The organism is Streptomyces sp. XM83C (assembly GCF_023072675.1).
GTDB lineage: Bacteria > Actinomycetota > Actinomycetes > Streptomycetales > Streptomycetaceae > Streptomyces > Streptomyces thermocoprophilus.
Genome location: NZ_JALLGL010000177.1, coordinates 1 through 13,572, shown reverse-complemented (window position 1 = coordinate 13,572; position 13,572 = coordinate 1). Strand labels below are relative to the sequence as shown.

The 13,572-nt window shown below is 75.3% G+C and carries 15 protein-coding genes and 1 pseudogene; 5 read left to right on the top strand and 11 right to left on the bottom strand.

The window, feature by feature from the left end:
- Positions 1 to 177 precede the first annotated feature (177 nt).
- The 3 genes from MTQ10_RS19760 to MTQ10_RS19750 form a co-directional block, all read right to left on the bottom strand.
- On the bottom strand, positions 178 to 951 hold the full coding sequence (locus MTQ10_RS19760) for a thioesterase II family protein (RefSeq protein WP_247469912.1): 774 nt from the start codon (positions 949 to 951) through the stop codon (positions 178 to 180).
- 200 nt (positions 952 to 1,151) lie between these two features.
- The gene (locus tag MTQ10_RS19755; protein ID WP_247469910.1) at positions 1,152 to 1,970 is read right to left on the bottom strand and encodes an AfsR/SARP family transcriptional regulator; all 819 of its coding nucleotides are present in this window, start codon (positions 1,968 to 1,970) and stop codon (positions 1,152 to 1,154) included.
- A 136-nt stretch (positions 1,971 to 2,106) separates the two neighbouring features.
- Positions 2,107 to 2,817, bottom strand: coding sequence for a TetR/AcrR family transcriptional regulator (locus MTQ10_RS19750; protein ID WP_247469908.1), 711 nt, complete (start codon positions 2,815 to 2,817; stop codon positions 2,107 to 2,109).
- Between the two features lie 242 nt (positions 2,818 to 3,059).
- On the opposite strand from MTQ10_RS19750, the gene MTQ10_RS19745 reads away from it, so the two are divergent.
- The gene (locus MTQ10_RS19745) at positions 3,060 to 3,332 is read left to right on the top strand and encodes a chaplin (protein WP_247469906.1); all 273 of its coding nucleotides are present in this window, start codon (positions 3,060 to 3,062) and stop codon (positions 3,330 to 3,332) included.
- Between the two features lie 317 nt (positions 3,333 to 3,649).
- On the opposite strand, the gene MTQ10_RS19740 is transcribed toward MTQ10_RS19745, so the two are convergent.
- From MTQ10_RS19740 to MTQ10_RS19705, 8 genes are all read right to left on the bottom strand, one after another.
- Positions 3,650 to 4,516 (bottom strand): tyrosinase family protein, encoded by an 867-nt coding sequence (locus MTQ10_RS19740; protein ID WP_247469904.1) that lies wholly within the window; start codon positions 4,514 to 4,516, stop codon positions 3,650 to 3,652.
- Positions 4,500 to 5,030: a tyrosinase cofactor gene (locus MTQ10_RS19735; RefSeq protein WP_247469913.1), complete on the bottom strand. Its 531-nt coding sequence runs from the start codon at positions 5,028 to 5,030 to the stop codon at positions 4,500 to 4,502. The genes MTQ10_RS19740 and MTQ10_RS19735 overlap by 17 nt, the downstream gene beginning before the upstream one ends.
- Before the next feature lie 238 nt (positions 5,031 to 5,268).
- Complete coding sequence (locus MTQ10_RS19730) at positions 5,269 to 5,790, bottom strand: hypothetical protein (protein ID WP_247469902.1); 522 nt, start codon at positions 5,788 to 5,790, stop codon at positions 5,269 to 5,271.
- Between the two features lie 158 nt (positions 5,791 to 5,948).
- On the bottom strand, positions 5,949 to 6,566 hold the full coding sequence (locus MTQ10_RS19725; RefSeq protein WP_247469900.1) for a vitamin K epoxide reductase family protein: 618 nt from the start codon (positions 6,564 to 6,566) through the stop codon (positions 5,949 to 5,951).
- Positions 6,566 to 7,066 (bottom strand): DUF5949 family protein, encoded by a 501-nt coding sequence (locus MTQ10_RS19720; RefSeq protein ID WP_247469898.1) that lies wholly within the window; start codon positions 7,064 to 7,066, stop codon positions 6,566 to 6,568. Before MTQ10_RS19720 ends, MTQ10_RS19725 begins: the two co-directional genes overlap by 1 nt.
- A gap of 166 nt (positions 7,067 to 7,232) precedes the next feature.
- On the bottom strand, positions 7,233 to 7,514 hold the full coding sequence (locus MTQ10_RS19715; protein ID WP_247469896.1) for a hypothetical protein: 282 nt from the start codon (positions 7,512 to 7,514) through the stop codon (positions 7,233 to 7,235).
- Between the two features lie 165 nt (positions 7,515 to 7,679).
- Complete coding sequence (locus tag MTQ10_RS19710) at positions 7,680 to 8,486, bottom strand: hypothetical protein (protein ID WP_247469895.1); 807 nt, start codon at positions 8,484 to 8,486, stop codon at positions 7,680 to 7,682.
- Positions 8,487 to 8,654: 168 nt separating this feature from the next.
- Positions 8,655 to 8,894 (bottom strand): chaplin, encoded by a 240-nt coding sequence (locus tag MTQ10_RS19705; protein WP_247469894.1) that lies wholly within the window; start codon positions 8,892 to 8,894, stop codon positions 8,655 to 8,657.
- Positions 8,895 to 9,260: 366 nt separating this feature from the next.
- Between MTQ10_RS19705 and MTQ10_RS19700 the strand changes: the two genes are divergently transcribed.
- The 4 genes and pseudogenes from MTQ10_RS19700 to MTQ10_RS19685 form a co-directional block, all read left to right on the top strand.
- Positions 9,261 to 10,538: a glycosyltransferase gene (locus tag MTQ10_RS19700; protein ID WP_247469893.1), complete on the top strand. Its 1,278-nt coding sequence runs from the start codon at positions 9,261 to 9,263 to the stop codon at positions 10,536 to 10,538.
- Positions 10,535 to 11,950 carry an exopolysaccharide biosynthesis polyprenyl glycosylphosphotransferase gene (locus tag MTQ10_RS19695; RefSeq protein WP_247469891.1) on the top strand — a complete coding sequence of 472 codons (1,416 nt, stop codon included), beginning with the start codon at positions 10,535 to 10,537 and terminating at the stop codon, positions 11,948 to 11,950. The genes MTQ10_RS19700 and MTQ10_RS19695 overlap by 4 nt, the downstream gene beginning before the upstream one ends.
- 8 nt (positions 11,951 to 11,958) lie before the next feature.
- Positions 11,959 to 13,359 (top strand): O-antigen ligase family protein, encoded by a 1,401-nt coding sequence (locus MTQ10_RS19690; RefSeq protein WP_247469880.1) that lies wholly within the window; start codon positions 11,959 to 11,961, stop codon positions 13,357 to 13,359.
- Positions 13,356 to 13,572 (top strand): annotated as a pseudogene (locus tag MTQ10_RS19685) (hypothetical protein); the annotation flags it as partial. The gene MTQ10_RS19690 and the pseudogene MTQ10_RS19685, both read left to right, overlap by 4 nt.

Below are 13,572 nucleotides of genomic sequence, written 5' to 3'. Positions count from 1 at the left end.
CCTCGCCCCTCGCCCCCTCGCCCCCGCCCGGGGGCGAGGGGGCGAGGGGCGAGGCCCGCCAGGTTCTTCCGGGTGGCTCAATGTGGCACCCGCAAGGTCGCCGGCAGAAGTGAGGGACGCCGTCGTCTCACCGTGAATCCGTCATGCCCGGACCCGGCGCGGGCGGGCGGGGCCGGTTCAGGCGGCGACGGGCACGCGCGCGTACTGCCGTGTCGTCGCGGCGAGTTCGCGCAGGAACTCGTCCTCGTGGGCGCGGACGAAGAAGTGCCCACCCGGCATGGTGCGGACCTCGAAGCCGCGTCCCGCGTGCCGGCGCCAGGACAGCACCTCCGGCACGGTCACCAGCCGGTCGCGGCGCCCCGCGAACAGGTGCAGCGGCACGCGCAGCGGCTCGGTGTCGGGGGACGCGGTGTAGCCGGTGCACAGCATCAGGTCGTCACGGGCGACGGGCAGCAGCGCGGAGAGGAAGTCGGGGTGGTTGAGCAGTACTTGCGGGATGCCGCCGAGGGCGGCGAGGGAGGCGATGAGTTCCTCGTCGCTGGCGCCGGGCTCGGCGATCCTGGGGGCGGGCAGGTGCGGGGCGCGGTAGGCGCTGAGGGCGACGGCGAGCGGCAGGGGCGCGCCCCGCTGCTGGCGCCGCCAGGCGAGGGAGTAGGCGAGGAGGGCGCCCATACTGTGCCCGTAGAAGAGGTGCGGCCGGCACAGCACGTCGTCGAGCTGGTCGTCCATGTCCTCGACGAGGGCCCACAGGTCGGTGAACCGGGGTTCGCCGATGCGTCCTTCACGGCCGGGGAGCTGTATGGGCACGACGGTCACGCCGGCGCCGTGCGCGTCGAGGGAGCGCTGCCAGCGCCCGAAGGCGGAGGCTCCCCCGCCCGCGTACGGGAAGCAGAACAGCGGGATCGTGTCGTCGGAGTGCTCGGTGACACTCCGGGCCAGGTATCGCGTCATCTCGTTCCGCCTCGGATCGTCCAGCGTGAGGAACCGGCCGGATCCGCCGCTCGGCACGGCGTGCGGAGGCCTGTCGTCCCGGCGGCGCACCGCCCGCGCCGCGCACGGGCCGCGCGGGGGATGGCTCACCGGGGCGGCAGGAGACCGTCGCCTGGAAAGGAACGGATCCGGCCGGTACGCGTTCACACTGCACGGTGTGGCTAAAGGGCGACCAAACCTGCGTCGAGGTCGGCGAGGTCGGTGTCGAGGCGGGGGTCGGAGGAGAGAATCGCCTGGTGGAGGCGTTGCAGCCGGGCGGACGGCTCGATGCCGAGTTCGCGGGCGCAGGTGCTGCGCAGTCTGCGGAAGGCCTCCAGGGCCTGCCAGGACCGGCCATTGCGGTAGAGGGCGACCATCAGCAGGGCGTGCAGGTTCTCCTGGAAGGGGAACCGTTCGGCGAGCGCGGACAGTTCACCGAGGATCTCCGCGTGCCGGCCGAGGCGGAGGTCGGCGGTCATCCGCGCTTCGAGGACGGCCTGGCGTTCCTCGTCGAGGCGGAGTGCCTGGGCCCGCAGCACCGGCCCGGTGCGTACGTCGGCGAAGGCGGGGCCGCGCCACAGGCGGAGGGCCCGGCGCAGCAGCCGGGCGGCGGCCTCGGGGTCGTCGCCCTGTGCGGCGGCGCGCAGTCCGGTCTCGGCGAGCCGGGTGAACTCGTCGGCCTCGACGGCGGCGCCGGGCATGTCGAGGGTGTAGCCGGTGTGGCCGCGCCGCAGGAGTTCCTTCGGTTCGGGCGCGCTGTGCGGCACGCCGGCGGCGCGGGCCAGGGCACGGCGGAGCTGTTTGACGTACGTCTGCACGACCTGGGCGGGCCCGCTGGGCGGCCGGTCGTCCCAGAGCTCCTCCACGAGCGCGGCCATGCCGACCTCGTGTCCCGCGTTGGCGGCCAGCAGCGCGAGCATCTGCCGCGGTTTCGCCGCGGTGGGCACCACGGACGTGCCGGCCACCTGCACCACGAGCGGTCCGAGAACCCCGATCTGCATGGCTTCCCCCTTTTCTCCACCAGGACGTTCGCACGGAGGGCAGGGGTGTCTCCACCGATGTCTTCACGTCCCGGCCCGTGAAAGGGGCCCTCGGCGGATGTGAATTCCTCACACGTCCCGGACCGGCCGCCGGGGGTCAGGCGGGCTGCGGAACGCGCAGGCCGACCTGGCGGGCGAGTCCCGTGCAGGCGTGGTCGAAGAACGCGTCGCGTGCCGTCACGACGTTGTGGAACTGTCCGAAGACCTCGAAGCCGACCAGTCCGAACAACTGCGCCCACGCGGCGACGAGGGGTGCCATACGGGCGGCGCCGAGGCCGGGCGCGTACTGCGCGGCGAGCCGTTCGGCGTCGGCTGCGACCCCGTCGGGCAGGGCGGCGTCCGGCGGTGTGTCGAGGGTGCCGGAGGCGGCGGCGCCGGCGACGACGCGGATGAGGGCGCGTCCGACGCGTTCGGCGGAGGCGACGGTGTCCGCGGGGGCGGCGTATCCGGCGATGGGCGAGCCGTAGATCAGCGCGTACTCGTGCGGGTGGGTCAGCGCCCACTCCCGTACGGCGCGGCACACGGCGGTCCACTGCTCGGCGGGCGGGGCGCCGTCGGCGGTGTCCAGGGCGTGTTCGGCGGCCTCGCCGAGGGCGTCGTAGGCGTCGCGGATCAGTGCGGTGAGCAGTTCGTCGCGGCTGGAGAAGTAGCGGTAGACGGCGGAGGAGACCATGCCCAGCTCGCGGGCGAGGGCCCGCACCGACAGCTGGGAGGCGTCGGTGGCGGCGAGCTGGCGTCGGGCCTCCTCCTTGATGCTGGCGGTGATCTCGTCCCGGGCGCGTTCCCGGGCGGTCCTGCAGGCTCCCATGACGCAAGCATGTCACCGGGCGGGACCCCGCCCAAGGTCCGCGTTTGCGCGGCGCTTGCGCCCCGCTCGGGCCTGGCTTGCGCGGCGGTTGTGCGGCGCTTGTGCACAGCGGACGGGCCGGGCCTGTTCAAAAAGGGTGATCCGTGCATGGATGCCGTGACCTGCCCGAAGTGCCCGCGTTGAAAGGGAAGTGCGGCGGCGTGATCCGGCCGTCGCGCTTCCACGATCAGAAGGAGAACGTGATGTCTCGCATCGCGAAGGCAGCCGTCGTCACGCTCGGCACGGGCGCCATGGTGTTCGGCGGGGCCGGCCTCGCGCTGGCTGACGCGGGCGCCCAGGGTGAGGCCGTCGGCTCCCCCGGTGTGGCGTCGGGCAACGTCATCCAGGTCCCGGTCAACATCCCGGTGAACCTGTGCGGCAACACCGTCGACGTGATCGGGCTGCTGAACCCGGCGTTCGGCAACACCTGCGTCAACGACGGCGGTTCGCACGGCGGCAACGGCTACGGCAACTGACGTTCCGCGACGGCACGCCCCTGGCGAGAGCCCCGGCACCTCGAGCACCGGGGCTCTTCCCGTGTCCGGGGACGGTTCCGTGCCCGCGCCCAAGGGCCGTGTCCGGGACGCGGCCGTGTCCGGGGGACGGGGCCGGGCCGTTTCCCTGTCCGGGGCCGGGGACGGGGGCCGGGGCCGCCGTACGGGCGTCGGCCCGCGGTCGCTGTACGGGCACCCGGCCCGGCGGCACCGTACGGTGGCCGTCACCGACCCGGCGAAGCGCTCCAACGGCATCTCCGCGTTCGTCGTGGAGAAGTCCGACGAGGGTGGCGCCCGGGTCACACGTACCGGTAGATCCCGCTGACGTCCTCCAGCGACGCCGGGGTCACGTCCCACGGCGGCATCGTCTGGTGCCGGGCGATGACCCTCCCCCACTGCGGGTCACCCGGCGCCGGCGGCTGCTCCGGCAGATAGCGGGCGCCCGGGTGGAGTTGCTGCCAGCGGGTCCACTGAAGGTCGACGAAGGCGTGGTGGAGCCAGAACGCGGGGTCGTTGACGGAGGCGCCGCCGAGCATGGCCCCGCCGACCCAGCGGTGGACCCGGTTGTGCAGCCGCCAGGAGGCGCTGCCCCGCCCGGCGCCCCAGCCCTCCAGCTTGTTGCGGAAGCCGCGCGACACCGTGGAGTCCCAGGGCGCCACGTCGTACACGCCGTCGCTCAGCGCCCCGTCGAGGTCGCTCCGGGTCGGCAGATCGATGGGGGCGCGGGCCCGGCCGAGGTCGCGGGTGAGGAACGGCCGGTCGGTGACGCCCTCACGGACGGTCCACCGGCCGCCGGCGTAAGCGAACGGCCCGGTCATCACCTGCTGGTCGGAGGGGCGGCCGTTCCCGCCGAGCAGATCGTCGGTCCACGGCAGCGAGGTCGCCGAACGGTCGCGGGTCCAGTCCCAGTACGGCACGGTCACCGAGTCGTCCACCCGGCGCAGCGCCCGCTCCAGCTCCAGCAGGAAGTAGCGGTGCCAGGGCAGGAACGACGGCGTCATGTGCGCGGCCCGCAGGCCCTGTTCGCCGTCGGCGGTGTAGTACTCGATGTGCAGGCGGACGAACTCGTCGTACTCGCCGCGCCGTTTGATCTCCAGCAGCGCGTTCACGAACCGCCGGCGTTCGGAGGCGGTGAGGGCGCTGACGTTCTTACGCGTGTACGCCATGCTCCCCTCCCCCCGTGTGGTGGTGCCGGCCGTGCGCCAGGGGCTGCCGGCGGAGCTGTTCGCCGGGGCCGAGGGCGTCGACGGCGGCGCGTGCCGCCTCCAGCGGGGTGGCGTGGGAGCCGTAGTGGTCGACGACGCTGAGCCAGGTGCCGTCGGCGCGGCGCATCAGGTGCAGGGGGCGGCCGTCGACGGTGACCCGCCACTGTTCGCCGCCGGCGGTGCGCGTCCCGGCCACGGGCACGCCCCGGATACGGCGCCCGCGGTACGTCTCGTCGAAGGCGCCGGCGCCCTGCCCGTCGCCGCCGGCCGTGGTGTGCGTGGAGCGGGAGGCCACGACGAGGGGGGTGACGGCGAGGGCGAACGCCGGCGCGACCAGGGCACGCAGCAGGCCTCTACGGGTGAAGGGGCCGGCAGGTCTCGCGGGGCCGGCCGCCTCCTTCGGGCCGGCCTCCGTGGGGCCGTCGGTCTCCTTCCGCTGTCCGCCGATCGCCACCTCGCCGACGCCTACGACCATGCTGTGCTCCTCGTCGCTCACGGGACATCGCTGCGGGGGCGTGTGCCCACTGCGCGGGCCGGGCGCCCCGCAGCGGTAACCGTCCGGCGGGCCTCGGGGTCACCGCGACCCGCCCGTACGGCCCTGTGGCCCGCGACGCGCGAGGGCCGCGGGGCACGCGGTCGTCCTGCCGCCTGCCCCGCGGCCCTGTGCCGGTGGGCCCGGACGCAGGCCCGGGAGGGGGCCGGAAACCCGGGCCCTACAGCCCGGAGCCCAGTCCCAGGTCGGCGCCCGGCACCGCCTGGAGGACGGGGGTGAGGACGCCGGCCTGCGGCAGTTTCACGCCGGGCAGCCCGAAGGCCTGCGGGTCGGGTGCGGTGAGGGGGGCGTCCGCGGTGAGGCCGGGCCCGAGGGTGCGCAGGGAGGAGGCGGGGGCGTCGAGGGCGGCGTGGTCGAAGTCGTCCCCGAGGACGTGCGGCAGCGGGGCGCGCAGATCGACGCCGGGCAGCCCGGCGTCCAGCGGGAGCTGCGGCAGCGCCCGGTCCGGGAGGAGCCGGCCCTCGACGTAGCGCGGGCCGTCGGGCGCGCCGGGCGTCGGCACCGGCAACTCGCCGCTCACCTCGGGCAGTTCCATGCCGAGGGAGTGCTCCACGCCCTCCAGCGGCACCGGCACGGGCACGGTGGGGGACGCGGCGGCGGGGGACGCCCCGACGGCGGCGCCGGCCGCGGCGGCCACGCACGTGAGTACGGCGGCGAGGGTTCCTCGGGTGGTCGACTTCATCTCGGGTACGGAGCCTTTCGCGGTGTCGGCAGCTTGACGTGCGTACCGGACAACGAGCGGGAAAACGCCGTCAGCGCACAATTCGCCCGAGTGCAGCAGTTGTCGTACGACAGCTCACCCGCTGGTCGGTTCGTCGGCCGGTCGGATCATCGGCCCGGTCAGCTGGTCCAGAAGTCCCACCAGCGGGTGAGGACGAGCATGCCGACGACGCCGATGTGCACCACGGGCAGCACCCAGGTGAACTCGTCGAAGAACGCCCGTACGAAGCCCGGGGCGGGCAGGGCCCCGCGCCGCACGTTCACCGAGGTGACGTACCAGAACAGCACGATGGTGGCGACCCAGGCGAGACAGCACCACAGGCAGAGCGCGTTGATCCGGTACAGCGACTCGAACTGCAGCCAGGTGACGAAGCAGACGCCGAACAGGCAGCCCGCCCAGTACGTCAGCCAGTACCAGCGCGGGAAGACCGCGCCGGCGAGCAGGCTCATGCCGACGCAGACGACGATGCCGTACGCGACGAGGCCCAGCATCGGGTTGGGGAACCCGAAGACCTGGGCCTGGTCGCTCTGCATGACGCTGCCGCACGAGACCACCGGGTTCAGGCTGCAACCGGGGGTGAAGTCGGGGTCCTCCAGCAGCTTGAACTCGTCGAGGGTGATGACCCAGGACGCGAGCAGTCCGGCCGCGCCGGCGAGCACCGTCAGCAGGGCCAGGCCCCGACCGCCGCCCGTGCCACGGGCGTGCCGCGGCCTCTGCCGTGCCGTGGGGTCCGCCATCAGCTGCGCAGGCTGCGCGTCGGGAGGATGATGTGCGCGGCTGCCGTCAGGGTCTCCTCGGCGCCGGCGAACTCGGCGAGCGCCTCCGGCGTGACCGGCTTGCCGGGTTCGGCCTCGGGCCACGGGCGGGTGGTGAAGACGAGGTAGGCGTAGCCGCGCTGCTCGACGGCGGCGAGCCACTCCGGCGGCGGGGTGCACTGGGCGTTGAGGTGGGGCATGGTGACGACGGCGGAGCCGGACGCGACCAGCAGGGTCACCGGCAGGCTGGGCCGTTCGGAACCGTCGACCAGCTCGCCTCCGACCTTGAGGCCGTTGTCGCCGAGCAGCCGCTCGATCGCGGCGCCGGTGGTGGCCGCGCCGCCCTCGGCGTCACCGAGGGAGTAGGCGAGCAGGTAGGGCATGTCGCTGCCGTCGGGGGCCTCGCCGCTCCACGGCATCACGACCAGGGTGCCCAGGTCGGCCACGTTGAAGGGGCGGGTTGCGCTTGAGGTTGAGGTCACCGCGCGACCTTATCGACGGGCCGGCGGGCGACCGGGCCGCCGCTCACCCGCACGGATGACACCCACGGGGCTGTCCACACGAACGAGGGACGCGGCGGGCACGGCCCGCTGACAGCACCGGGGGCCGGTGCCGCCGCGCGGTACCGGCCCCCGGACGGCCCGGGGCTCAGCCCTGGAGGGGCAGCCCGCCGAGCAGCTGCTGGTGCTGGTTGAGGGCACCGGTCGCACCCTTGACGGTGTGCAGCAGGGAGTCCTTGTTCTCGGTGTCGAGGGCGTCCGACTGGTGCTTGATCGGCATGACGTCGATGGGGCCCTTGGTGAGCGAGTTGACGGCGCCGTTGAGGCTGGTGGGCGTGAGGTCGGCGGTGTCGTACGCGAACGCGGGCGCGGCGACACCGGCGAGGGCGACGGACCCGGCAACGACAGCGGCAGCCTTCAGGGACTTCATCGGGTTCCTTTCTTCGGCGACTCGGGGCGCCTCAGGACGGCTCCGGTCGCCTCGGACGACTCTGACGCCGTGCCCAACGAGCCACACGGGGATGCGGAAACCCCGCGCCGGGCAAATTCGCCGGGGTCACGGCGGCGTCGGCTTCCGGGTTCCGGTTTCGCGCAGTCAGCGCGCCGACGCCGACGGTGTGTCCGGCAGGGAGGGCAGCCCGGTCAGATCGGGTGCGGGCAGCCCTCCGGTGAGCATGACGACGGCGACGAGGTCGACGAGGCCGCGTACGACACCGTCCGCCGTGGACGCCACCCGGGCGGCGTCACCGGCGGTCGCCGCCCGCACGAGGGCGTCGACACGCTTCCGCAGGGCGGCGACCGCCTCGCCCCGCAGGTCGGCGGCTGCGGGCGCGGACGCGCGCCGGACGGCCGTACCGGCCGACGTACCGCCGGACGGACGCACGGGTGCGGGACTCGACGCCGCAGGGGGCGTGCCCGCGCCCGCCGCCCACGAGGCCGGCGTGGACGGCGTGGACGGCGTGGACGGCCTGGCCGCGGACGCCGAGGGCGACGAGGTCACCGTGGGCCGGGCCGGTGCGGGCAGGGTGGCGGCGGTGGCCGTCGCCGGACCCGGTGTGCTCGCCGGGCGGCTCGGTGGTTTCGCCGTGGCGAGCTTGCCGAGGGCGTCCGTGGCCGCGTCGGCGAGCCGGCCCGCCTGGTCGGCGGGAAGCCTGCCGCCGTCGGCCCTGAGGGCGGCGTCGACGAGGCGGGCGACCGGTGTGAGGACACCGCCGAGCGTGCCGAGCCCGCCGGCCTGGGCGAGGAGGGCCTTGGTGCGGGGAACGGGCGTGTCCGCCGGACCGGGGGCGGGCGGCACCGCCGTGCCGGAAAGGGGCGCACCGGATGCCGTGGCGACGAAGCCGAGAGTGAGGGCGGCGCACAGCGCGGCGGACACGGCACGCCGAACAGACGTACGGGGCATGAGGGTTCCCTTCGAACGGCGGGTGGGTCCGGATCGTGTCCGCCACCGTGCGAGCGGCCCCGCGCCCCCGCAACCGACCGCGTCCGTTCGGGGGTGTGCCGGCTCCTGGGAACAGCGAACCGGCCGCCCTCCCCGGGGGAAGGCGGCCGGTCGCGGACGGCGGGTGCGTCAGTCGTTGGCGCAGGTGTTGCCGAAGGCCGGGTTCAGCAGGCCGATGATGTCCACGGTGTTGCCGCAGACGTTGACCGGGACGTGGACCGGGACCTGGACGACGTTGCCCGACAGCACACCCGGGGAGTGGGTGGCGGCGCCCTGCGCGCCCGAGTCGGCGGCGGCGACGCCCGCGCCACCGGCGACGGCCGCGACGGCCGCGGTGGTCAGGACCAGACCCTTCGCAATACGCGACATGGAGAGGTGCTCCTTGGAATTGACACAAACACCCGGGCGGGATGCCCGGCGTTGTGTCAACGCGCGGAAATCCTCGGAGTTGTGCCGCCAAAGGGGTGATTGCGCGAGGGCCGGACTTGACCCTTCCGACACACTTGGACCGGTTTCTCCGGATTAATACGGATAGCCGCTACAGTTGCGGACCACCCGGGATCGCTTCCCAAGGCCTCGCAGAGGGTGGTGACCAGCTGACCTTCCGGCTCGTTTGCCAGCCGGACGCGGCGCGGGCCGGCGCGCTTCCCTTCGCCGACGACGTCCGGCATCAGGCGCGTTCCCGCCAGTTCCCGCCCCGTCCCGAGCGCCCCCCGTGAGCGAGGAAACCGCGCAATGCACCAGCCAACCGACCCTCCGCCTCGGATCCTGCACATCGCCCAGCCGGTGGACGGCGGCGTCGCCCGTGTCGTGACGGACCTCGTACGGGCCCAACTGGCCGCCGGCACGCGGGTCGCCGTGGCCTGCCCCGACAGCCCGTTCGCCGACGCTCTGCGCCGGCGCGGCGCGGACGTGCGGCCCTGGCGGGCGACGCGTTCGCCGGGCCCCTCCCTCCTCGGCGAGGTGCGGCGGCTGGCCGGGATCGTCGCGGAGGTACGGCCCGACCTGGTGCACGCGCACAGCGCCAAGGCGGGACTGGCCGGGCGGCTCGCCGTGCGAGGCCGTGTCCCGACCGTGTTCCAGCCGCACGCCTGGTCGTTCGAGGCGGTCGGCGCAGCGACCGCCGCCCTCGCCCTCGCCTGGGAGCGCGGCGCGGCCCGCTGGGCGCACCGCACGGTCTGCGTGAGCGAGGCCGAACGCGAGCGAGGGGTGCGCGCCGGGATCGACGCGCGCTGGTCCGTCGTACCGAACGGCATCGACCCCGTGCGCCACTCCCCCGCCCCGGCCGGCCCCGTACGCGCCCGGCTCCTGCCCGGCGTCGGGCCCTCGGCGCCGCTGGTGGTGTGCGTGGGCCGGCTGTGCCGGCAGAAGGGGCAGGACGTGCTGCTCGCCGCGTGGGAGAGCGTGCTGCGCCGCTGCCCGGACGCGCGGCTGGTGCTGGTCGGCGACGGCCCGGACGGGGAGCGACTCGCGGCGCGGGCGCCGGGATCGGTGCTGTTCGCGGGTGCCGTGCCCGACCCTGTGCCCTGGTACCGGGCGGCCGATGTGGTGGTGCTGCCCTCGCGGTGGGAGGGCATGGCGCTGGCGCCGCTGGAGGCGATGGGCTGCGGTCGGCCGGTGGTCGTGACGGACGTCGACGGCGCCCGCGAGAGCCTCCCCGGCGGGCTCGCCGCGCACTGTCTGGTGCCGCCCGGCGACGCGGACGCGCTCGCCCGCGCCCTGGCCGCGCTGCTCGCGGACCCGCCGCTGCGGGAGTCCCTCGGGCAGCTGGCCCGCCGTCATGTCCTGGCCGCCCACGACGTACGAAACACCGCGGATGCCGTCGCGGACGTCTACCGCGCGCTGCTCGACGGCCGATGGCCCACGCCCGCGACCCCCGCCACGGACACGTGTCCCGCCGCCGCACCCGCTGCCTCCGCCGTGCCCGTCGCGCCCCCGTCCTGTCCCGCAGGCCCCGCCGCCTCACCCGCGCCCGCCGTGTCCGCCGAGTACAGGGAGTCAGTCCACTCGTGACCGCGGAAAGCACCGTCCCCTCGCCCGGCGCCACGCCGTGGGACACCGCCTCCTCGCCCGTCTCCGTCCTGCCCCGGCCCGGCGGGGGCTTCCGGTCCGTGCACCGGCCGCCCGCCCGGCCCGCCTCCCGCCTGCCCCTGCTGGCCGCCGACTCCGTCGCCGCGCTGGCCGGGGCCCTGGCGTTCAGCGGCGGCCGGCGGCGCCCGCTGCTCGCCGCCGCGCTGCTCGGCGTGACCCTGCTGCTGCGCCCGCACCGGCAGCGGCAGGTCACCGGCGTCCTCGACGAACTGCCGTCCGTGTGCGGGCGGATCGCCGTCGGCTGGCTGGGGCTCGCGGCGCTGGTCGCCGCGTACCGGCCGGGTCATGCGCTGACCGCGCGGACCCTGCTGCTCGGCGTGGCGGTGCAGTGCGCCGCCGCCCTCACCGGCCGGGCGGTGGTGCACCTGCGGCGGCGGGCCGCGCTGCTGCGCCGCCCCCGCGCCGCGCTGGTCCTCGGCCCGGCCGGGACCGCGCAGCGGGTCGCCGCCGCCCTGCTGCGGCATCCGCGGTGCGGGATGCGTCCGGTGGGTGTGGTGGCCGACGAGGCGGACGGCGGCGGGGGCCTGCCCGTGCTGGCGTCGGGCGCGGACGTGCAGCGGGCGCTGGTCCGGCACGGAGTGCGGGACGTGCTGGCCGTGCACCCCTCGGTGCGGGCCGAGCAGGGTCCGCTGCTGCGGGCGCTGGCCCGGTCGGGCTGCACGGTGTGGGAACTGGACGCGGACGGCCCGGCGTACGCCTGCCGTGAGCAGCTCGCCGGATTCCCCTGCCGACGGCTGGAGATGGGCGCGCGGCGGCGGGGCGGCACCGGCAAGCGGGTGCTGGACGTGGTGGTGTCGGGGGTGTTGCTGCTGCTGGCGGGCCCGCTGCTGCTGGGCTGTGCGGCGGCGCTGCGGGTCAGCGGCGGGCCGGGGGTGGTGTTCCGGCAGGAACGTGTCGGCAAGGACGGCCGTCCCTTCACCCTGCTGAAGTTCCGCACCCATCGCCCGGCCGACGCGCACGAGTCCGCGACCCGGTGGAGCGTGGCCGACGAGCGGCAGATGACCTGGTTCTGCCGCTTCCTGAGGCGGACGTCCCTGGACGAGCTGCCCCAGCTGTGGAACGTGTTCCGCGGCGACATGAGCCTGGTCGGGCCGCGCCCCGAACGGCCGTACTTCGTCGCGCAGTTCAGCCGCATGTACCCGGGTTACGCGGCCCGGCACCGGATGCCGACCGGCCTGACCGGCCTCGCGCAGATCCACGGGCTGCGCGGCGACACCTCCATCGAGGACCGGGCCCGCTTCGACAACGCGTACATCGACAACTGGTCGCTGTGGCAGGACGTCTGCATCCTGCTGCGCACCGCCGCCCTGCTCGTGCGCCCGACGGGGAGCTGACGCCCGCGATGAACCTCGCCCAGCCCGCCGCCGGCCCCGACCGCGGCCCGTCCCGGCTCTCCCCCGTGCTGCCGGTCGTGGCGGTCGTCGCCCTGCTGGCGCTGCCCGTCCAGCCGGGCGGTGAGGGCGGCGCGGGCCCTGCCGACGCGGCGTCCGCGCTGGCCGTCCTGTTCTGCGCGGTACGGCTGCTGCGGCAGCGGCGGCGCCCGTTGAGCCGTACGGCGGCGCTCGTGCTGGGGCTGCCGGTGGCGGGGCTGGCCGTCGCGGCGATGGGCGCGTCGTCGGCGGGGGCCGGGCTCGGCGGTCTCGGCCGGTATCTGCAGATCTTCGTGCTGGTGCCGGCGGCGGTGCTGCTGCTGGTGCGGGGCCGGGCCGACTTCCGGTTGCTGGCCTGGTCGTTCGTGGGGCTGGCGGTGTGGCAGGGCGCGGTGGGGGTGCACCAGTACGCGACCGGCACCGGCGCCTCCTACCAGGGGGAGGAGATCCGCGCCGTGGGCACGTTCGGCGCACAGGACGTGATGGGCATGGCGACCGTGGTGGCGTTCGGCGTGGTGTGCGCGCTCGGGCTGACGCTCGGGCACGGCGCACCACGGCAGCGCTGGCTCGCGGGGGCCGCCGCGGTGGCGCTGCTGGTGCCGCTGGCGCTGTCGTTCAGCCGGGGCGCGTGGATCGCGACCGCCGTGGCGTGCGCCGTACAGCTCGTGCTGGCCGGGCTGCGGCGGGCGCTGGCGGTGGCCGCGGCCGTGGTGGCGGCGGGCGTGGTCCTGGTCGGCGGCTTCGGTGTCGGTACGGCGATGCTCCAGGAGCGCGCCGACAGCATCACGCGGGTCGCAAAGGCGCCGGACCGGTCGGTGACCGACCGGTACACGATGTGGGCGGCGGCGGCCGGGATGTGGCGGGAACGGCCGCTGACCGGCGTCGGGTTGAAGGGTTTCCCGGAGTACCGGGACGCGCACGCCTCGCTGGCGCTGTCGTCCGGCAGCGACACCCAGGGCGCGGGCTCCGCGTTCCGGCGGCAGCCGCTGCTGTCTCCGCACAACATGTATCTGCTGGTCCTCGCCGAGCAGGGGCTGCTGGGGCTGGTCGCGCTGGCCGGGAGCTGGCTGGCGCTGCTGGTGTGCGCGCTGCGTGAGCTGCTGCGGGCCCGCCGGAACGTGCCGGGGGCGGAGGCCGGACCGAGGGCGGCCGGACCGAGGGCGGGTGCCACGGACTGCGGGCTGGTGGCCTGCGGGCTGCTGGTGTGGCTGCTGGTCGACTTCGCGTACGCGGACATCGGCGGGCCGTCGACGGTGCTGACGGCGGTGGCGCTGGGTCTGGTGGCCCGCTGGGCGCTGGGCGGGGACGACAGCCCGGCCCGGGTGGATGCCCGGCCGGTGGCCCGCGCCTGCGAGGAGGCCGCGGCACGATGACGGCGACCCCTCAGGACACCGGCCCCGACGGCACGACGACGCCCCGGTACCCCGCCCCGATCCCGGCCGCCTCGGCCACGCCCCCCGCACAGTCCGACCTGCCCGCACCGGCCGACCTGCCCGCATCCGCCACACCCGCACCGGCCGTCACCTCCGCCCCGCCCGCACAGGCCGCACCGCCCGCATCCGCATCGTCCGCCGCGCCCCCGGCCG